Annotated in this window: 14 protein-coding genes and 1 pseudogene; 3 read left to right on the forward strand and 12 right to left on the reverse strand. The window is 56.2% G+C overall.

The features are described 5' to 3' along the window. The 11 genes and pseudogenes from GSF01_RS29870 to yicI form a co-directional block, all read right to left on the reverse strand. Positions 1-223: pseudogene (locus GSF01_RS29870) on the reverse strand (IS4 family transposase); the annotation flags it as partial. Between the two features lie 740 nt (positions 224-963). Further along, positions 964-1896: an STM4504/CBY_0614 family protein gene (locus GSF01_RS22690; RefSeq protein WP_159887582.1), complete on the reverse strand. Its 933-nt coding sequence runs from the start codon at positions 1894-1896 to the stop codon at positions 964-966. Positions 1897-2013: 117 nt separating this feature from the next. After that, positions 2014-2754: a DUF6710 family protein gene (locus GSF01_RS22695; protein WP_159887583.1), complete on the reverse strand. Its 741-nt coding sequence runs from the start codon at positions 2752-2754 to the stop codon at positions 2014-2016. Positions 2755-3538: 784 nt separating this feature from the next. Further along, positions 3539-4495, reverse strand: coding sequence for a tyrosine-type recombinase/integrase (locus tag GSF01_RS22700; RefSeq protein WP_159887584.1), 957 nt, complete (start codon positions 4493-4495; stop codon positions 3539-3541). Positions 4496-4654: 159 nt separating this feature from the next. After that, positions 4655-6193: a glutamine-hydrolyzing GMP synthase gene (guaA, locus tag GSF01_RS22705; RefSeq protein WP_159887585.1), complete on the reverse strand. Its 1539-nt coding sequence runs from the start codon at positions 6191-6193 to the stop codon at positions 4655-4657. A gap of 211 nt (positions 6194-6404) precedes the next feature. Further along, positions 6405-8912 (reverse strand): transglutaminase family protein, encoded by a 2508-nt coding sequence (locus GSF01_RS22710; RefSeq protein ID WP_159887586.1) that lies wholly within the window; start codon positions 8910-8912, stop codon positions 6405-6407. Then, complete coding sequence (locus GSF01_RS22715; protein ID WP_159887587.1) at positions 8899-10155, reverse strand: DUF58 domain-containing protein; 1257 nt, start codon at positions 10153-10155, stop codon at positions 8899-8901. Before GSF01_RS22715 ends, GSF01_RS22710 begins: the two co-directional genes overlap by 14 nt. 13 nt (positions 10156-10168) lie before the next feature. Then, positions 10169-11140, reverse strand: coding sequence for an AAA family ATPase (locus GSF01_RS22720; RefSeq protein WP_159887588.1), 972 nt, complete (start codon positions 11138-11140; stop codon positions 10169-10171). A gap of 83 nt (positions 11141-11223) precedes the next feature. Further along, positions 11224-12666 (reverse strand): polysaccharide deacetylase, encoded by a 1443-nt coding sequence (locus GSF01_RS22725; RefSeq protein WP_159887589.1) that lies wholly within the window; start codon positions 12664-12666, stop codon positions 11224-11226. Positions 12667-12848: 182 nt separating this feature from the next. Next, positions 12849-13121 (reverse strand): DUF7667 family protein, encoded by a 273-nt coding sequence (locus GSF01_RS22730; protein ID WP_159887590.1) that lies wholly within the window; start codon positions 13119-13121, stop codon positions 12849-12851. Between the two features lie 221 nt (positions 13122-13342). Then, entirely contained in the window at positions 13343-15688 is a 2346-nt protein-coding gene (yicI, locus tag GSF01_RS22735) for an alpha-xylosidase (protein ID WP_159887591.1), read from the reverse strand. A gap of 127 nt (positions 15689-15815) precedes the next feature. Here yicI and GSF01_RS22740 point away from each other — a divergent pair, with 127 nt between their 5' ends. From GSF01_RS22740 to GSF01_RS22750, 3 genes are all read left to right on the forward strand, one after another. Further along, on the forward strand, positions 15816-16766 hold the full coding sequence (locus GSF01_RS22740) for an AraC family transcriptional regulator (protein WP_159887592.1): 951 nt from the start codon (positions 15816-15818) through the stop codon (positions 16764-16766). Further along, a complete protein-coding gene (locus GSF01_RS22745) occupies positions 16763-17872 on the forward strand; it encodes a CdaR family transcriptional regulator (protein WP_159887593.1) in 1110 nt (369 codons plus the stop codon). The genes GSF01_RS22740 and GSF01_RS22745 overlap by 4 nt, the downstream gene beginning before the upstream one ends. Before the next feature lie 152 nt (positions 17873-18024). After that, positions 18025-19170 carry a glycerate kinase gene (locus GSF01_RS22750; RefSeq protein WP_159887594.1) on the forward strand — a complete coding sequence of 382 codons (1146 nt, stop codon included), beginning with the start codon at positions 18025-18027 and terminating at the stop codon, positions 19168-19170. Positions 19171-19254: 84 nt separating this feature from the next. Here GSF01_RS22750 and GSF01_RS22755 read toward each other — a convergent pair whose 3' ends face one another. Beyond that, complete coding sequence (locus GSF01_RS22755) at positions 19255-20136, reverse strand: NAD(P)-dependent oxidoreductase (RefSeq protein ID WP_159887595.1); 882 nt, start codon at positions 20134-20136, stop codon at positions 19255-19257. Positions 20137-20139: the final 3 nt, after the last annotated feature.

Raw genomic sequence — 20139 nt, forward strand, 5'->3', positions numbered from 1 at the left:
CATCTTTCCCCGGGTAATTCGTGGCCCGTTGGCTTTCGAGCAGACGAAACCAATTCTTTTGTTGGAACAGGAGCACAAATATGATTCGGAACAATGTTGCACAGGTGAAGCCGAATTTCTTCTTAAATCCCGCGCTATTTAGGTGTTTGATCACTTTCAGTTCCTGAAAAGCTGGTTTTATCTCGTTTGGTAGTTGATCGAATGGCTGATTTTGCTCTATCATAGAGAAGACACCTCTTCTGTGTGGTAGTGATTGGTCGCACTTTCACTTTACCAAACGAAGTGGTGTTTTTCTATTTTTCAAGCAGGGTATCTCACGAGCCGCTACCATAGAAGGCGCGCGGACTTAAACTGGTTTTTTGGGTGCGAAAGTTGAGTTATTAACATCCTTTCAACTCTCACTTTTTGATTAAAGGCTCTACTAACAGTTTCACCTAGGGCAACTTCTCGCTTCATAATAGTAATGTATACCTGTGGTTAAATAATCATCTTCACTAATTGCGCAAGTCGGTAGCCGTTGTCTTCATATTTGTCCGAATAGTAAAATTATACCATAGATTATGAGAGAGAAACTCCGTAGATTGTTGAAAATCAGGAGAACTTGTAGAAGAAAATGGATAAAAAACAACTTCCCTTCTCATCAGAGGTAACATACACTTTAAAACAATGGGAAGGGGAGCATATGGAATAATGGCCTGCATGTTTACAATGAACCACTACTCATGCCCCGATACTTGAGCTTGACAGGCAGTAAGTCGGGTATTTGGATAAAAATATAAAAGAGGCAACCGCTAATCACACGCGGTTCGCCTCTTGTTTTAATGTTACTTTGAAGAATCTTGCCGTTTTAAACGTGCCTTCAAAGAATCAGGATTGTAGTTTGATTTAGCAAGGTATAGTTCAACCTGAGTTCAGCAATAGCGATTTACTTGATTATAGGACTTTTCTTACCACGTATTTGTTTCACTTTAATTCTTTATAAGATTCAATCAGAAACAAAATATTTGTTGCCGCTAAGTGTAAGGCGTAAGCAACCAAGTGAGGAGGAAGATCAACCGGTTTTTCTCCTTGGCCATGACCACTGTTTTTATTTCTCACTGTCGGTAATCCGCTTTCTAGGGTGTCACGTAATGAACTAAATTGTGTTTGAAAACTTGTTGGAATAAGCTCGTTTTTCAATAGTGTATTAATCAACGGCTTTGCAGTCGCATTTTCAGCAACTTCCCAGCCTTTCCGCTTACAGATTGTCTTCATCACACTTTCAAATGCCTTTAAAGCATCTGTGATTGCTTCTTTATATCTTCCTTTACGAAAATGCTCATGTGCAGAAAGAAACTCCTCAGAAGCTCCCGTAAACTCTTCTTCGCGCAATATATTTACCGCCGGCTCAACTGCTTCTTTAAAAATATAATCAGAGTCAACTCTAACAATATGCCCATTAATATACTGATACCCGAGACCATGTTCACGGAACCTCATGTTTAACTCATTAATTGCATCATCCGGAGATTGTTTTATCTGAGCCTCACGTTTTGTATCATACGACCATTGTCGTATATGTCTATCCACACACTGGATACTCAACTCTATAACATCAAGCGCTCTTTCAACCGTTGTTTCCAATAGGAAATTGGCACAGTTATCAGCTATAGTCTTGCCACTAGAACTAAGTTCAAAAACGCCATACTCTTTACATAAAGTTTTGTTGATAAAATCCCAGACTCCATTAGATGCACTACTTTGAGTTCGACGAGAATATATAGAATTTACAATATAAGGGCCAATCGCATCTACCCAAATATGAATAACCTGTACCCGAAACTCATCTGGCATAGTATCATATGTAAAAATTTCTACTGGCTGCTTCTGTCTCTTTGAAAAAATATCAAACTTCATAGTTCCACCTCAAGTCTTTGCGTGATATTGGCATCTGTAGCATTTAAAAGACATTAAGATAGCCACATTTCCATGTCCCATGGTATTCTTATAATAGTAGCTCATTCTTAACACTTCTCATTTAATACCTTTTTCAGAAATGATTCTTCCTACTTCAAATATCACTGCGAACTCAACACTTAGAGTCTCCGATATTATCGAGTTATCTATTTTTCTATAAAAGTAAGCGCCATCGGTATAAATATAATCATACAATTTGCTTACATCGTATACACTCTTTGCACTAAGTTTTCCTTCGCCTTGTAGTACGCCAGAAGATATTGAATGGTTGCCTCCGCGGACAAATCCTATCCTCATCGGAAGCCATAACTCCAAGTTATGATTCAAATTATCCTCATCCCATTCTCCCCAGCTTCTTCCCGTCCCGATTCTTGCAATAGACATGATTTGACGTTTAAAGCTCCAAGGCCACGGTAACACTAAGTCTTTAGCTAAATCCACAATAAAATCTTGCTCAATCTTTTCTAAAAAATCATATACTTCTTTTCCGTCATTTACTTTTTCACTAAACTTAAAAAACACGCGCCACGGATCGATATCTGGTAATCTTTTATCTGTATATAACAGATTTGAGAGATAATTAGACTGTAGCCGCAACCCAATTAACTTGATTACATCGAATATTGGATGCCGCTTGGGTATTACCCCATCGAGATAGTCATCATCTGATAGTTCAATTACTGAGATGGCATAAGACATCATATTGTTATACAGTTCAATTTTTTGTTTTTTACTTAACTTTGAAGACTCGGTTATTCCTTGTTTTTTCACAAACCACTTTGAAAAAAATTTGAACATGCTATCACCACTTTAAAGGCTACTGAGCCATTTTTGAGGTATATCTCTGCTAAATTCCGACAAATTTCCATATTTTCTCTCTCTATATTACTACAGTTAACGATCAAAATCATCGTATAAATCACGTCATAGAAAGCTTACAGAACAAACAATATCTTAAACATATGACTTGTTAGATATCGAAGCATGTGAAGTGTATAATTTATGAAAACGACCTTGTACAAATAAAAGTTTTTTCATCAGAGGAACAACGACAACAAATTAATTTATTTTATACCCATTATTTACTCTTTTAGATGTTTCAGTTGCCTCCTTTGATAATAGAACGGTGTAAAATCCCATGACGGCCCGGCTTCTAGTAAAGAAAAAGCGAAGCCAGTAAATGGCCTCACCTCGTTTCGCACTCGCTTTATTTGTTACATGGAACGATTGGTTCTTCAAAAATTACGAGAGCCAATCGATCACGATTTTCATCTAGTTGTTCCTGGGTAATCTTGTGCGAACACGGCGCAATTTAGCTTTAGCCGGTCTTGCCTTGAACTCGATAACATTGCTTTGAAATGTGTTATTGTTCATATTCATACCCTCCGTATTTTTGAAGGAATGAATCCCTTACAGTTCCACTCCTTCGGCTTATAATTGTTAGATATTGAACGGATTCTCGTCTTCCCCATCCTGGAGAGGTATTTATTCCCGCACTCAAGCACAAGCTTACAATGCCTTCTGGCGATCTCCAGAAGCCTAAGGGTGGTCGTATCGTCCAGTTCAATATTCAGGAGTCTTCTCATTTTCTTCCCTCCATTGAACCTTGCTTGATCTTCAACCCGTTAAGTGGACTATTTAGCCGTCCGATATTCAGGATGTCCTCCTGCTCAAGTCCCCTTAAATATTTTGAAGTGATCTGAGTGTCGAAATGCCCCATCAGGCGACTAAGGCTATAGACATCAATCCCATTTCTTAATTGCTTCTGCGCGAAGTAATGGCGGCAATCATGCGGAGAACACCTAACCTCTTTTCTGACTCCAGCATTTCTGCAATGTTCTTTAAGAATCTTATTAATGCGTGAACGTGAAAGTTTGATTGCCGACTGATCGAGAAAATAGTAGTCCTCAACCTCGTCCCGTTCTCTTTTCTTGAAGCGCTCCTGTCTTAATTCTTCGTACTTTCTCATGTACTTACGCATGATATTGCTGATATAAACCAGTCTCTGCTTGGAACCTTTGCCGTGAATAAGAATATGCCTTCTCGCCACGTCATCATTTTTAATATTACACAATTCAGAAACCCGAACCCCTGTGTCGAAAAGCATAATGAGAATCAACTTATCCCTGACGTTGGAGTAAGTTTCTTCTTTCAGATCATTAATAATTCGTGATACTTCCTCATCGTTGAACGTAACAATAACGGTCTTTTCTTCCTTGAGATTCTTGATACGCCGCATCGGGTTGCTTTGCTCATCTATAAATTCCTCATCAACAAGATACTGAAAGAAAACTTTCAGGGTCGCAAGGTTGTTATTTAATGTTCGGTTTACCTCATTCCCTATACGTTGCCGCTCTTGGATATATTTTTTTATGTGAAGCTGGGTTACATCTTCCACTTCAACAATCCCTAATTCCTTTTCCGTAAACCTCTCCCACCGGTATAAGCGGAACATACATACATCAACATACTTTTTCACACGGCCCAATATTTCTTGGTTGAGCTTGAAATCCTGAATCAGTTCCTTGATTTTGGTCATAAAAAATACTCCCCTCTATTTGCTGAACAACACAAATAAAAGAGAGTAATTTTTAACACTCAATAGTTGCACGTCAACTGGAAATCATCATGCAGCCGACACCGAAAACCCTTATGTATCAAGGATTTCCGGCATCTAAATGCATCATTTCAATCCAATTCACTCCCACTCAATCGTCGCCGGCGGCTTCGACGTAATATCGTAGACGATACGATTAACGTTATCCACCTCATTGACGATACGCACTGAGATTTTCTCCAGAATATCCCAAGGGATACGCGCCCAGTCCGCGGTCATGCCGTCGATGGACGTTACGGCGCGGATGCCGACCGTATACGAGTACGTGCGGGCGTCGCCCATGACGCCGACGCTCTTCATGTTCGGCAGAGCGGTGAAATACTGCCAAATTTCGCGGTCGAGTCCCGCTTTGGCAATCTCGTCACGCAGGATCGCATCGGATTCGCGAACGATCTTCAGCTTCTCCTCCGTCACTTCGCCCAGCACGCGGATCGCGAGTCCCGGACCCGGGAACGGCTGGCGCCATACGATAGCCGACGGCAAGCCGCATTCCTCGCCGACCTTGCGGACTTCGTCCTTGAACAGCGCCGACAGCGGTTCTACCAGCTTGAACTTCATGTCCTCCGGCAAGCCGCCGACGTTGTGGTGAGACTTGATCGTCTGGGCCGTAGCCGTGCCGCTTTCGACAATATCCGTGTACAAGGTGCCTTGAGCCAAGAAGGCAAAGTCATCGAATCTTGCCGATTCTTCTTCGAACACGCGGATAAACTCGTTGCCGATAATCTTGCGCTTTTGCTCCGGATCATCAACTCCGGCCAGCTTGCCCAAGAAACGTTCGCGGGCGTCGATCTTCACGACCTTCATGTCGAATTTGCCGACGAAGGTTTCCATGACGCCTTCGGCCTCGTCTTTGCGCAGCAGACCATGATCGATAAACATACACGTCAGCTGATCGCCGATAGCCCTATGCACCAGCATGGCCACAACCGAGGAGTCTACGCCCCCGGACAGCGCGCACAGCACCTTCTGGTCGCCCACTTTCTCGCGGATCTCGCGAACGGTATCCTCGATGAAGGTCGTCATGCTCCAGGTGCCTTCGCAGCCGCAAACCTGATACAGAAAGTTACGGATCATCTCATTGCCGTAAACGGAATGACGCACTTCCGGGTGGAACTGCACGGCATAGAAACGCTTCTCCGGATGGCTCATGGCCGCGATCGGCGCATGCTCCGTACTGGCGTCCACGACAAAGCCCTCCGGCGTCTGCACGACGAGATCGCTGTGGCTCATCCATACGGTTTGCCGCTTCTCCAGACCGTGCACGAGTCCACACGCATCGGCAAAGTCAACCTCGGCCTTACCGTATTCGCGCTTCGATGCGCCTTCCACCTTGCCCTTGAGCTGATGGGCCATCATTTGCATCCCGTAGCAAATGCCGAGAATCGGCACCCCGAGGTCGTAAATGGCCGGATCGACCAGCGGCGAAGCTTCCCCGTACACGCTGGCGGGACCGCCCGAGAAGACGATGCCTCGCGGCTGCAGCGCTTTGATTTTGTCGGCTGGGGTATTGAACGGCAGCAGCTCGCTGTATACGCCCAAGTCGCGGATACGGCGTGCGATCAACTGGTTGTACTGCCCGCCAAAATCGAGCACCACAATAATTTCATTCGGCTTGTCCATGGGTTTTATGTTCCTCCTGCTTATAGGCGTTCGTTTTTTCAATGACACTTATTATAAGGCTATGCCGGTTAAAGGGCAATGCTTTGTCTATAAATGGTTCGATGGAAATTGTACGGGAGGATGCCGCGACGGATTAGGGCATCTACGCATGTCCGCTTCCAAGCCCACAAGGGACTGTGCCGAGTCGAACGGCAGCAGCCCCTGAGGCAAATCACCTTATACGGCGCAGCTTTCTCCACGCTTCGCGCAGCATGTCGCCGGACATTCCGCCCTGATCGCCGTACGGGTCGGCGTAGCGCTGTTTTTCGAGCAATCGCATGAGCTCGTGAAACGCCTCCCGTTGTCCCGCGCCAGGCAGCATCCGGGTTGCCGCATACTCCCGCAGCGTCTGGAACGGCTTCGCGCGGCCGTAGCGGCGCTGTACGCGTCGCCACACCCGTTCCCCATGCCGATGGGAAGCGAGCAGGCGCAGGCCGTGGAACAGCCCTCTCCCATCCCGCAGACTACCGGCACGCCCCTCAACCTCGGCCTCGGCCCCACCCTGCCAGCCCGCAGGCTTCGACCAGCCTCTCCGAAGCTGGCCAAGACGCAGAGCGGCAGTAACCGCCCCAAGCCCTGAGACCGATACCGCCCCGGCAGTGAGCCACCATGGACGGTCGCGCAGCAGCGGAAGCAGCTGCGCTCCGATCGCTTGGATCTCCTCTCCCAGACGCGCCAGTCCTTCGGCAGTCCGTTCGGCCTGCAGCCGCAGCTGCTGCCAGGCAAGGCTCCAGCCTCCTGTCGCGCCCATCCGCCGCCAGGAGCCTCCTTCCTGCGGAGTCAGTCTGGTGTCGGGTGCCGCCGGATCGGTCATGGGCAGGGCTTCTGCCGACCGGCCGGCGGCTCCGTCATACCCCGGGGTCGGCTCGTAAGACACCCAGCCGTAGTCGGCCGAATACACCTCGACCCAGGCATGGGCATCCTTCTGCTTCACCTGGACGGTATACCGGGTGTCTGAGCCCTCCGTCCATTGGTCGACGACTTCTCCAGGCGCGAACCCTTTGACCCAGCGAGCCGGCACGCCCACCTCCCGGAGCAGCACCACCATGGCCGTTGAGAAATGGTCGCAGTACCCGGCCCCTTGCTCGAATAAGAACCGGTCCACGACATCCTCCCCGGCTTCCGCCGGCCGCGTGTGGACCGTATCGTAGGCATAATGCTCGCGCAAATATCGCTCGACGGCTTCGGCCTTCGCATGATCGCTAGCGGCTCCCTGCGTGATCCGCCGAGCCAGCTCCCCGACACGAGCCGGCACGCTGTCAGGCAGCTTCGTATACCGCTCACGCACGTCCTCCGGTATCTCGGTCTGCGAAGGAAGCTTCAATAAAGCTCGGTAGGTTAAAAGCCGGGACTCTACCGTATACGAGGACAGCGGCTCCGTCATCGCCGGAAGAGAGAACCGGTCGGTGTCGTTATGCTTCCGTACCCATTCCACAGGGATCGGGCGGCCTTCTGCGCTTTGCAGGGCAACGATCCGGGTAAGCGCCCCCCCGGCAAACAACAGCCGATTCAAGCTGCTGTCCGCAAGCGCAATGCTTTGCCTGACCGTCGCGAAGCCCTCCGTCTGCACGTGCGGAGCGAGAGTCTCCGTCTCGGCGAGAGCCTCCCCCTTCGCATCCGGCTCGGTCCAGCCCTGCCCCGTATAGACCGACTTCGTCTCTCCCCTCCAATAGGTGAGACGGTCGGTTGCAGCCGTGAACGCAAGCCGGTCATCCTGCTTAAGCGGCCGACCGAGCGAGCTATCATCCGTTCCGTACCCGCTGCGTGCAGCCGCCTCTTCCCCGGCCAGACCGAAAATATCGTGAAAGCGAGCCTGCCAGGCCTCCCAATACCGGGTCCACTCCGGCGTCTTCGCCTGCTGCGGATGCAGCAGAGAGCCAAACATCCCCAGAGCGACAACGAGACTTGCTACAAGCATGCCGGAATAAAGCCACGCAAGCTTGCCGCTTCGGGCGGTTCTATCCGGCGGCAGCTCTGCTTCGGAACCGTTGTCCCGCAGCCTGCGCCGGTAACGGCCTGGCTGAAGCAGCAGCTGGAGCAGCAGCCCGAACACGAGGCAGCGGCCCATTGCTGCAAAAGCGTCGAGCCCAAAGGCCGTCTGAAGCACGACCGGGAGGGCGAGCGTCAGCAGCACGAACCCGTGAACCTGCCTTCGCTCCAGCACCAGAGACTGCAGGACGGAAATAAAAAACGACCAGCCCGCAATAAACAGCAGCGTTCGGGTCGACGGCTCCCAGGCACCCAGCTCTCCCCGGATGCCCTCGGCTGCATCCCTCGACAGCTCCCGGGCCCATTCGGCCCACACTTCCATAGTGGGGAAGCTTTGACCGTAGTGCAGCCATACCGAGAACAGGATCATCCAGCACGCCTTCAACAGCCACGTCCCCCAAGGGGACCTGCGAAGCGTATCGAGACCGACAAAGAAAGCGAACGTCCCGACAAAGGGACGGATCGAATACAGCTCGGTGATGTCGGCGAGCCGTACCAACGGGTACAGCCACTCCAGCACCAGCAGCAGCAGCAGCAGGCTGAGCAGAGCATCCATCGCCCATGAGGATCGATGGACCGCCCGGGAGGCCGCACGCTCCTCCTTCGAGCCAGAAGCAAGCAAAGCAGAAGACTTCCCCGCGACCTGCGGGCTTGGCGAAGCCATGAGTCCTGCCCGGTTATATGGCCGCATGGGCGTCCCCCCCTTGCGGCTGGCCGTGCTTCGCCACGGGCACGACGGTGACGGCGCAGCCGAGCGCTTCCAGCTCGCGCTGCCACGCCTTCAGCGCGGCCTCTCCGCCGCGCTGCCAAGGTCCGTGCACGCAGATAACGTGCACGGCGCCTCTCTTGAGCCGCCGCAGCGCGGTCACGAGGCCCGGGTCCGGCCGAGCCGTGACGGCCGTGACCCCCGCGCCTCCGGCGGCGAAGGCTTCCCGCGCCACGAGCTCGGCGAACGCCTCGGGGCGCGGCAGCGCTTGCGGCACGGCGGCCAGCGCCGCGAGCAAGTGCGCGAGGCGCCCGTGCGGCGGCGCCTCTAGGGCTCCAGCCCGGCCATCGGCGACGGCCAGGCGCACGCCGTGCCCGCGCTCAAGCGCGCGCCGGGCGAGGCCTGCCGCGGCCTCCACCGCCGCCGCCAGCGCAGGCTCCGCCCACAGCGCGGCGAGCGCGGGGCCGCCGCTGCCGCCGGCACCTGCCGCGCCGCTGCCGGCTCCGGCTGCGTCCAAGCAGATGAGCTGCCGCCCTGCGGCGGGCAGCTCCAGCTCCTTCGCGCGCAGCTCGCCCGTGCGCGCGCTTGAGCGCCAGTGGATCCGGCTCAGCGGATCCCCCGGCGCATAAGGCCGCGTGCCGAGCTGCAGCGGCTCGGCGGCGGCCAGAGCCTGCGCCGAGCGCTTGCTTCGGCGCGCCGTTTCGTCCGCGGCGCCGGGCGCAGCCGGCGGCGAAGAGCACCGGGGCAGCGCAAGCAGGCGCCCCTCGGGAGTCTGCCGCCGCTTGACGCGCAGCAGACCGAATGCATCGCCGGCGGTAATCAGCCGCCCTACCGCCTGATACGGCCCGCGGGGAAGAGGCTCCGACTGTCCGGCCAGCATCGCCGAGCCGAGAAGTCCCGCGGGGCCGCAGGCGGTCACCGTCACGGTCTCGCCCGTCCCTTCATGCCGCCAGCTCTCTTCGATGAGCAGCCACACCCCCGGTACCGGCAGGGCGAGCTTGACGCGGAAGCTGGCCTTCAGCGCCTCCCCCGCTTGCAGCGCCGACCGGTTCCCCCAGCTTCGCTCGACTTGAAATCCCCGAAAACGAACCGACGCAGCCACGAAGAGCGCATAGGCGAGCAGCGCGGCCAAGGTCCCCGACAAAAACCAGGCGGTACGTCCGCCCCAGTCAGCCGCCCACCAGCCGGCAGCCAATCCTGCAAGTCCAAGCACGGCAATTCCTCTCATACCCATCCCTCTCTTAACCGACCGCGGACCGGCGGACCGGTACCGTTGTCGTCCCGAGCAGCCCTGCGACGATCCCTTCCGCACAGCGACCTGCAAGCAGAGCTCCGCCCTGCAGCATCAGCCGGTGGGCGAGCACCGGGACGGCGAGGGCCTTCACATCATCCGGGATCACGTAACCGCGGCCGTTGCGATACGCTTCCGCTTGAGCGGCGCGCATAAGCGCGATAGACGCCCGGGGGCTCGCGCCCAGCCTGATATCCGGGTGCTGCCGCGTGGCAGCGGTCAATTTCACGATATACTGCTTCATCGTATCGTCCACGTGTACAGCCCGCGCTTCCTTTTGCAGCTGAAGAAGGTCTTCCAGCAGAAGCGCCGTCCGTATACGGCTCAGCGGAGCCGCTTCGTCCAGCCGGTTCAGCATCTCCACCTCATCCCCGGCCTCCGGATAGCCGAGGGTCAGCTTCAGCAGAAACCGGTCAAGCTGCGCCTCCGGTAACGGAAAGGTCCCCTCAAAATCGATCGGATTCTGTGTCGCGAGCAGAAAAAACGGCTCCGGCAGCGGATACGGGATCCCATCGACCGTCATCCGCTTCTCCTCCATCGCCTCCAGCAAGGCGGACTGAGTGCGCGGAGACGTCCGGTTCAGCTCGTCGACGAGGACGACGGAAGCGAGCAAGGGGCCGGGACGGAACTCGAATTCCGTTGTCCGCTGATTATAGACCGATACCCCCGTCAGGTCCGACGGCAGCAAGTCGGGCGTGCACTGAATGCGCTTGAAGCTGCAATCGACCGTCCGGGCCAGTGCGCGCACCAGCATCGTCTTGCCGACACCCGGCACGTCCTCCAGCAGCACATGCCCGCCTGCGAGCAGGGCGACTAGCAGGCTGTCGATGACGCTCCGCTTGCCGACCATCACCTTTTCCATCTGAAAAACAATACGATTCAGCACATCCTGCGATGATTCCGATCCGGATGAGTACGACATGCTCGATTACCTCCCAATCCTATGGCGCTCCGCCATCATAGTCTTCCATCCTATGATTTCAGTATCGCCGCAATTGAGAGATTTTAGACTTTCGCCCGCTGCGCGATCGGCTTCCATGCCGTGAATATCGTTTCGATAGAGAAGCGCCCCCGGGACGCCGCCATTACGCGGGCCGGTTGCTCCCCGGACTCTGCCTCGTAGGACTGGATATGGATGCCCAGCAGTTCAAGCAAACCCCTTAGCGGCACATAGAGCGAGCCTTCCTTAAGCTCCATGTCCGGCAAAGTACGGGTCCACATCGCCTGCCCGGGCTCCAGCCAGAACGCACCGGGCCGGTGCCTCCGCACTTGCAGCTGGGCCAGATCGTATTCAACCACCTGCGCACCATACCGGACCGTGGCGGTACGGGCTTCCTCGGACCACCGCACCTCGGCCCCGATCGCTTCGGCAAGCCGCCGCAGCGGAACCTCGAAGCGACTCTCGCTGAACCGGAACCCGTCCGAGGCATAGTCCACCCGGATTCCGTCGACCTGTACCGCCAGCCTTTGAGGCATCTCGGGCGTCACCCTGGACGCCACAAGCGCCAGCTGCGGCTGCAGTACAGGCTGCGACGGCGCAGCTTCGGACTCCTCCCCCCAGGCAAGCCGATGCTCCCTCATCGCCTGGCGCTGGACCAGGAAGCTCTTCAGCGACACGCTGCGGCCCCACTTCGATCGGCCCACCGACTGCTGTACCGGCTTGACCTCTTCCGTCAAGGGAGCAAAGCTGTAGCCCTTTTCCTTGAAGTAAGCGATCACCCCGGGCAGCGCCTGAACCGTCGCTTGATGCCCTGCGCCGTCATGCAGCAGCACCGTTACCTCATGTCCCAGCGGGCCTCCGGCAACGGTGCCGAGCAGCTGAGCCGCCGTACGTCGGGGAGCCCGGGAATCCTCGCTGTCGATGGACCAGTCATGCACGGAATACCCCGCTTCGCTCAAGTAATAATAATAGAACGGGTCAAAATTTCCGTACGAGCCCCCTGGAGCGCGGACAAGACGCATGCTTACTCCCGTCAGCCCGTACACCACATCCTCCGTCCGCTGAACCTGCTCCCAGAAGGAATCGAACCCTGCATACAGCTCCTTGTACACATGGTCAAAGGTATGATTGCCGATGGCGTGGCCTTCCCGGACGATTCTTTTCACCGTATCCGGCTGCGCTTCCGCCTGTTCGCCCAGCACGAAGAACGTCGCCTTGACGTCCTCTTGCTTCAATATATCCAGCACCTGCGGCGTCAGCCCGCTAGGTCCGTCGTCAAAGGTTAGATAGACAGTCGGCTCCTCCGGGGTCACGTAAGGGCGTTCCTGATCCATCCGCTTTCCCGAGCTCAATTGGCTGAAGAGCGTCTCGTCGCTTGGAGAGGCTGCCTCGGCCCCCGCCGCGTAAGCGCCCTGCGGGGCCACGACGGAACCGACTAGCGCACCCGCCAGCACAACCAGCATGAATACTTTCCAAAACTTCCGGTATTGCGCTCTTAATTCCCGCATGCCGTTATCCCTCCGCCCGCTTCTATGAACTCGACTAAAACCAACGTTTTACTAGATCATATGGAGCGGGGCTATCATTTAGACCATGGGATGCCGGACATACCCGATAGATTCGCGCCGCCTTGCCATGCCAAAAAGACCGCCCGCAGAATCCCACTCTGCAGCCGGCCCTCGCTTTAGGGCTAACCCTGGCTGAACTTGCTTTTTTTCAGGGAGGCGAGCTGAAGCTGGAACTCCTGCTCGATCGCCGTAATCTTCTGTTCCAGGTCCTCCAGCCATGGCTTATCCTGAACCACAGCCGCCGCATCCACATAATTGTGCAGCTCGCCCAGCTTGCGGGCATAATTCATATTCGCCTTCAGGCAGATCGACAGCTCGTTTTGTTCCTCCGCGCTCAGCTCTCTCGTTTGATGGTGCGTCCATAGCTCGGCCATTCGATAATGAAAAGGCAGCATACGCTCACTCTCCCGGATATTGGCTTTTCATGCTTACAGATTAAGTGTTGACGTTTTCTCGCGCCTTTAGACTCCGAATCTATGAAAATCTTACGCACACCGGAAGCGGGATAGCTAGGAATTGTCCCTGAAAGCAGGCGTACGGGATCTCAGCAAAAAAAAAAGAGGTTCCCTCGAGCCACAAGGGAAACCTCCATCGGTACGGTCCTTATTGGACTAAGCTATACTGCGCCCTTCCACTCTTTCAGCTTGATCGTCATCCCTTTGCTTCCCTGGACAGGCGTTAACCTCACGCCTTCGGCCTGAACGGAGGCTTCTCCGCCCTCGACGGATTCGACGCGCTCCGAGCCGCGCAGTACGACATGCCACGTCTTATCCGACTCGCCGGACGCCGTGATGCGGATCGTCTCCCCCACACGCGACGCTTCAACCAGAAGCTTGCGCTCGCCGCTCAGATCAGGCACGCTGGCGGTCGCCGTCGCTCCGTCCTCCAGCTCGAACAGATGCAGCGTAACCCCGTCGGCATAGTCGTAATCGGGACGCTGATCATTTCCGCCCAGCGCAATCAGCGAGTTTGGCCTGACGAGCAGCGGCAGCGTCATATAGCCATGCTTCTCCCGCTGCCATTTGCCGCCCGTTACCGTTTTCCCGGTCAGCAGATTCGTCCAGCGGCCCTCCGGGACATAATAGGTAACCGTTCCCTCGTCGTTGAAGATCGGCGCAACCAGCAGACGCTCGCCCAGCATATACTGGCGGTCCAGATAGTGGCAGGTCGGGTCCTCCGGGAACTCCAGCACCATCGCCCTCATCACCGGCAGCCCCCTCTGCGTGGCTTCGACCGCATAGCTGAACAGGTAAGGCATCATCCGGCATTTCAGCTCGGTAAAATAGCGCAGCACGTCAACCGCTTCCTCGTCGAACAGCCACGGCACCCGGTACGATTCGTTGCCATGCAGCCGGCTGTGAGACGACAGCATGCCGAAGGCGACCCAGCGCTTGTAAATATCCGGAGGCGCCGTCCTCTCGAAGCCGCTTATATCGTGACTCCAGAAGCCGAAGCCCGAAAGTCCGAGCGACAAGCCTCCGCGCAGCGTTTCGGCCATCGAATCGTAATTGGCCGAGCAGTCGCCGCCCCAATGCACGGGATATTGCTGGCCGCCAGCGGTAGCGGAGCGGGCGAACAGCATCGCTTCATGCTTGCCCCGATGCTCCTCCAGGACGTCGAATACCGCTTTATTGTACAGCTGCGTGTAGTAGTTGTGCATTTTCACCGGGTCCGAGCCATCGAAGTATACGACATCGGTCGGTATGCGCTCGCCGAAATCCGTCTTGAAGCAATCGACGCCCATATCCATCAAGCGCTTCAGCTTGCCTTGGTACCACTTGACGGCATCCGGGTTCGTGAAGTCGACCAGTCCCATCCCGGCCTGCCAGCGATCCCACTGCCACACGCCGCCATCCTTCGTTTTCACCAGATACCCGTTCTTGGCCCCCTCCTCAAAGAGCGGCGACTTCTGGGCGATGTACGAGTTGATCCAGACACAAATCCTCAAACCGCGTTCCTTCAGCCGGCGCAGCATCCCCTCCGGGTCGGGGAACATATCCGCATCCCACTCGAAGTCGCACCATTGGTACTCCTTCATCCAGAAGCAGTCGAAGTGAAAGACGTGCAGCGGGATACGGCGGGAAGCCATTCCCTCGATAAATCCCGTAACCGTCGCCTCGTCGTAATCGGTCGTGAAGGAGGTCGTCAGCCATAAGCCGAATGACCAGGCCGGGGGAAGCGCGGGTCTGCCGGTCAGCTTCGTATAGTTGTCCAGCACATCCTTCAGCGTTTGCCCGCCGATGATGAAATATTCCAGCGTCTCGCCCGCTACGCTGAAGCCGACCTTGGACACGGCCTCCGAGGCGATCTCGTAGGATACCCGCTCCGGATGGTTCACGAACACGCCGTACCCGCCGCTGGATAAATAAAAGGGCACATTCTTGTAAGCCTGCTCGCTGCTTGTCCCCCCGTCCTCATTCCAGATATCGACGGTCTGACCGTTTTTCACGAACGGGGTAAAGCGCTCCCCGAGACCGTAGATCTGTTCGCCGACGCCAAGATCCAGCATCTCGCGGAAATACGGGCTGCCATCCGCATCCTTGATGTACGCGACGCCTTTATGAGCCGTTCCCGTCAGCCTCTTGCCCGCGTAGGTGAAATCAAGCCCCCACGACGGGGACGTGCGAATCGTCGCCTGCAGCTCTCCCGCCTGCAAAGCGACCCTATCCTCCGTTCGGCGGACGGTCAGCGAAGCCGAGGCGTCCTGACGAATCTCAAACTCCGGGCCGTTCTGCAGCTTGCCGGCATGGTGCGTCCAGCGGACCCGGATGACATCCGGCATCGGCGAGCTTAGCTCCGCCGTAAGCAGGGCGCCGTTCAGCGTGTGGCCCTTCCGCTCAATCATTCTTGTCGCCGCATAGACCGTCACCTTGTCGTCGGTTACCTGGACATCCCTTACATCCACCGGGGTTTGCACATCCACGCCTTCCCGAAAACCCCAATAGCCGTCCGTAAACTTCATTTGCCATCCCTCCATTTCTTTGATTATAATGATATTGACCTTTGAAATCGTTTTCCAACTGAATATTGACTAATATTATTACGATTTTGACCTTTCCCTTCTATTTCTCCGAAAAGGAGCTTCCGCTATGAACAAATCGGCCCTGAAGGAAAACCGTATCCACGGCGACCCCAATCATCCCGTGAGCGTCTATGCGATCAGCTGTCCGCCCGAAGAGCTTCTGCTTGATCTGCATTGGCATGACGAGCTTGAATTTTTGATGGTAACCGAAGGAGAAGCCGAGCTTCGGATCGACTCGCGCGACTATCGCCTGCAAGCGGGGGAGGCTGTATTCGTCAATGCCGGCGAGCTTCATTCCGGGCAAGTGGCCGGCTCGAAGCCGTGCTCGTTTATGGCCGTCGTCTTCCATGCCAATCTGCTCGGCAGCGGGCCGCTCGATGCCGTACACGATCGGTACATCCTTCCTCTGATCCGCAAGGCTTACCGCGTCCCCGTCCATATCACGATGCAAACGGAAGCCGAGCAAGGCCTGCTTGAGCTGCTGCGGCAGTTGTTCAGGGCCAGCAGTTCCCGGGAGCCCCTGCTCGAATTAACGACCAAGGGCCTGTTATGCCTGATCATGTCCCGGCTGCTCGGCATGAAGGACTCCTCGGGAGACGAGAGCGTCTCCCGAAGCGCCAGCGACAGTCATGAGCGTCTGAAATGCGCCATTACCTACATCGAGCGGCATTACTCGGAGCCGATCCCCCTCAAGACGCTGGCCGAGACGGCCTCTATGAGCGAAGCTTATTTCTGCCGGTTTTTCAAGAAGATGACGACCATGACCCCAGTCGAATTTATGAATCTGTACCGGGTCCGGCAAGCGTCGCTGATGCTGAAGCGCTCCGATCAGAAGGTCATGGACATCGCACTGGATACCGGCTTCAATAGCCTCAGTTACTTCAACGTCATGTTCAAGCAGCATTTCGGCTGTACCCCCGCCGCTTACCGCAAACGCGGGGAGCGGCAGGAAGCGCTCGTCCTCACCGTCGCCGAGGAAGGACTGAGCTCTGCGGAAGGAGATGATTCGTCTTCATGATCAACTATCAGATCGGCGCGGCTCTCGCCCAGACGATCGTAGATGCGGCCAAGGAAGTGATCCGCTACGACATTAACTTTATCGGGGCCGACGGGATCGTCATCGCCAGCACCGCCCCGGAGCGTATAGGCACCTTTCATGAGGCGGGAAGGCAAGCCTTCGACTCGGAACAACCGGTTGAAGTCCTAGCGGCGGAGCCCTTCCAAGGCTCGCGGCCCGGCATTAATTACCCCATCGTGGTGGATGGCTTGCGGCTGGGCGCGATCGGCATCACAGGCGATCCTGAGGCTTGCCGGTCATCGGGCTTCCTGCTGACCAAAATTACGGAGGTGCTTGTGCGGGAGCAGATGCAGACAAGTATCAGACAGTCGGCGGATGAAGTCCGTTCCTCCGCTACCCGCATGCTGATCTTCGGCGAAGGACCCGCGCAGTCTGGAGCCTCCCTCCAAGAAGCGCTTGAGTCGCTCCAGGTTCGACTCGATGAGCCTGTCTTCGTCATTCTGCTGGAAAGCGAGGCGGCGGGAAGCGGCCAAGCCTTTGACCCGCTGCTGACTTGGCTGCTTGAGGCAACGGGCGCGAAGCTGCATGCTTATCTGTTTCCGAACCGCTATGCCGTCATTGCCGAACAAAATCGCTACGGGCGAGTCCTCCAACTGCTGAGTGCGAACCGGACGGACCGGCCGTCCATCCGGGTAGGCCTCGGCGACTGTCGAAGCTGGAGCGAAGCCGAGGTCTCGTACCGCAATGCCAAGACCGCTATGCGTTATGCGGCCGCTCATGGACTTCGCTATCATGAATACGGAGCGCTGCACGTGGATATGCTGCTGGACCAGCTTCCGGTTGCCGTGAAGCGTGATTTTGCCCTCCAGCGGCTGGGCGTACTGTCTGAAGAGGAGCGTATGCTGCTGCGCGCCTACTTCCGGCATAATGTATCGTTGAAGGACACGGCGGAGGCGCTGTTTCTGCATAAAAATACGCTGCAATACCGACTCGACAAAATTATGGCCAAAACCGGTCTGGACCCGCGGCACTACCAGTCATCCGTGGAGCTGTACATCGGGCTGCTTCTGGACGAGCGCCTGGAGGAGTCGGACCGTAACGGATGAGGGCCGATTTCCTCCTCCGATCCGCCTATTCTCTTTTGGTACGCCGGACAAAAAAATAGGGACATTTCCGTTATCCGGCACATGGCCCACGGATATGCTGGAGCGGTATAATGCGGAATATCCAACGTTTTTGGTATAGGAGGAGACCGCTCATGAAAGTCGTCATTGCCATCGATTCCTTCAAAGGCAGCGTGACTTCCCTGGAGGGCAGCGCAGCTATCGCAGCTGGCATCCGCAGCGTGTACCCGGATGCCGAGATCATCTCCCTGCCGGTAGCCGACGGCGGCGAGGGCACTGTAGAGGCGCTCGTAACCGCCAGCGGCGGGCGTTTCGTCAGCCTCGAGGTAACCGGTCCTCTCGGACAGCCTGTTGCCGCCGCTTACGGCTTGCTGGGAGACGGCCGTACCGCGGTCATCGAGGTTGCGGCTGTCTGCGGCCTGCCTCTTGTTCCGGAGGCGGCCCGCAATCCGCTGCACACCACGACCTTCGGGGTCGGAGAGATGATCGCCGGCGCTATGCGCCAGGGCGTACGGGATTTTATTATCGGGCTCGGCGGCAGCTCCACGAACGACGCCGGTACCGGGATGCTGCAGGCGCTCGGCTACCGCTTTCTGGATAAGGACGGCCAGGACGTAGGCCGCGGAGGAGCCGCCCTGCTGGACATCCACTCGATCGACGCAGCCGGAGCGCTGACCGGACTGCAGGCCTGCCGCTTTCGTATCGCCTGCGACGTTGACAACCCGTTATACGGGCCCGAGGGCGCGGCCTCTATCTTCGCCCCGCAAAAAGGCGCGGACGAGGAAGCCGTCCGGTTGCTGGATCGGGGCTTGAGGCAGTGGGCCACAGCGGCTGCCGACTTAACGGGAAGCGATATCGCTTCCGTGCCTGGAGCCGGGGCTGCCGGTGGGCTGGGCGCGGCATTCGTCGGCTTGCTCGGCGGGACTTTGGAGTCCGGCATCGGGGTGGCGCTGGAGATGATCGAGCTGGACCGCCACTTGGAGGGGGCTCAGCTCGTCATTACGGGCGAGGGCAAGCTGGACGGCCAGACCTCCAGAGGAAAGGTGCCTTACGGCGTCGCTCAGCTGGCGAGGAAGCGGGACATCCCGGTCATAGCGCTAGCCGGGTCCGTCGACCATGGCGCGGAAGCTTTGAATGACCACGGAATCACCGCCTATTTCCCTATTGTCAACGGCCCCATGTCCCTGGAAGATGCGATGGACCCGGCCGGAACCCGTTACCGCCTGCAGGCGACGGCCAGTCAGCTGCTGCGCTTGCTGCGGGCGGCGGGGCGATTGTGACAGGAACGGAACGGCAAACAAGCAAGCGGGTGCGCAGAGTTTCCTGCCCGCTTGCTTGTTTATGTTATGGCCTTGTCCCGGAGCCTACGGCCGGTAGGCCTTATACAGAGCCTGCGTCCCCTTCTCCGCATACCCCATGTCCGCCAGACGCTGATAGAGCGATTCCGCCAGCGCCAGTCCCGGCAGGTCGAGCCCCATGTCCTTGGCCGCCTCCAGAGCGATCCCCATATCCTTAATAAAATGCTTCACATAAAAACCCGGCTCAAAGTTGCCGTCGATGATGCGCGGAGCCAGATTGCTTAACGACCAGCTCCCGGCAGCGCCCGTCTCGATGCTCTTCAGCACCGTCTGCGGATCGAGTCCGGATGCCTTCGCATAAGCGAGCGCTTCGCACACGCCCATCATGTTCGACGCGATGGCGATCTGGTTGCACATTTTCGTATGCTGGCCTGATCCTGCCTTCCCTTGAAGGACGATGTTCGTCCCCATCAGCTCGAGCAGCGGACGGACCGCCTCGAAGGCTTCCTCATCGCCGCCGGCCATGATGGACAGCCTCCCCTCTCTCGCTCCCACATCGCCGCCGGATACCGGCGCATCGAGCGCATGCAGTCCGCGCGCAGCCGCCGCCTCATAGATACGCCGGGCAAGCAGCGGACTGGAGGTGGTCATATCGATCAGATAAGCCCCGGGCTTCGCCTGAGCGATCAGCCCCTGCTCCCCGAGATAAATCTGTTCCACGTCCTTCGGATACCCGACCATCGTGATGATGACGTCGCTGGCTGCCGCGAGTCCGGCGGGCGTATCCTGCCAGACCGCTCCCTCCGCGACGAGCTCCTCCGCCTTCTCTTGCGTACGGGTATACACGTGCAGTTTGTAGCCTGCCTTCAGCAAATGACCGGCCATGCTTTTCCCCATTACGCCGATCCCGATAAATCCGACGGTGCTTACACCTGGTTTCAATGACATTCC

It is taken from the genome of Paenibacillus puerhi, assembly GCF_009846885.1.
GTDB lineage: Bacteria > Bacillota > Bacilli > Paenibacillales > NBRC-103111 > Paenibacillus_G > Paenibacillus_G puerhi.

What these genes read in the sequence shown, in the direction of transcription:
- GSF01_RS22690 (WP_159887582.1), bottom strand. Translation starts at nt 1,896, where the DNA reads ATGAAGTTTGATATTTTTTCAAAGAGACAGAAGCAGCCAGTAGAAATT.
- GSF01_RS22695 (WP_159887583.1), bottom strand. Translation starts at nt 2,754, where the DNA reads ATGTTCAAATTTTTTTCAAAGTGGTTTGTGAAAAAACAAGGAATAACC.
- GSF01_RS22700 (WP_159887584.1), bottom strand. Translation starts at nt 4,495, where the DNA reads ATGACCAAAATCAAGGAACTGATTCAGGATTTCAAGCTCAACCAAGAA.
- guaA (WP_159887585.1), bottom strand. Translation starts at nt 6,193, where the DNA reads ATGGACAAGCCGAATGAAATTATTGTGGTGCTCGATTTTGGCGGGCAG.
- GSF01_RS22710 (WP_159887586.1), bottom strand. Translation starts at nt 8,912, where the DNA reads ATGCGGCCATATAACCGGGCAGGACTCATGGCTTCGCCAAGCCCGCAG.
- GSF01_RS22715 (WP_159887587.1), bottom strand. Translation starts at nt 10,155, where the DNA reads ATGAGAGGAATTGCCGTGCTTGGACTTGCAGGATTGGCTGCCGGCTGG.
- GSF01_RS22720 (WP_159887588.1), bottom strand. Translation starts at nt 11,140, where the DNA reads ATGTCGTACTCATCCGGATCGGAATCATCGCAGGATGTGCTGAATCGT.
- GSF01_RS22725 (WP_159887589.1), bottom strand. Translation starts at nt 12,666, where the DNA reads ATGCGGGAATTAAGAGCGCAATACCGGAAGTTTTGGAAAGTATTCATG.
- GSF01_RS22730 (WP_159887590.1), bottom strand. Translation starts at nt 13,121, where the DNA reads ATGCTGCCTTTTCATTATCGAATGGCCGAGCTATGGACGCACCATCAA.
- yicI (WP_159887591.1), bottom strand. Translation starts at nt 15,688, where the DNA reads ATGAAGTTTACGGACGGCTATTGGGGTTTTCGGGAAGGCGTGGATGTG.
- GSF01_RS22740 (WP_159887592.1), top strand. Translation starts at nt 15,816, where the DNA reads ATGAACAAATCGGCCCTGAAGGAAAACCGTATCCACGGCGACCCCAAT.
- GSF01_RS22745 (WP_159887593.1), top strand. Translation starts at nt 16,763, where the DNA reads ATGATCAACTATCAGATCGGCGCGGCTCTCGCCCAGACGATCGTAGAT.
- GSF01_RS22750 (WP_159887594.1), top strand. Translation starts at nt 18,025, where the DNA reads ATGAAAGTCGTCATTGCCATCGATTCCTTCAAAGGCAGCGTGACTTCC.
- GSF01_RS22755 (WP_159887595.1), bottom strand. Translation starts at nt 20,136, where the DNA reads ATGTCATTGAAACCAGGTGTAAGCACCGTCGGATTTATCGGGATCGGC.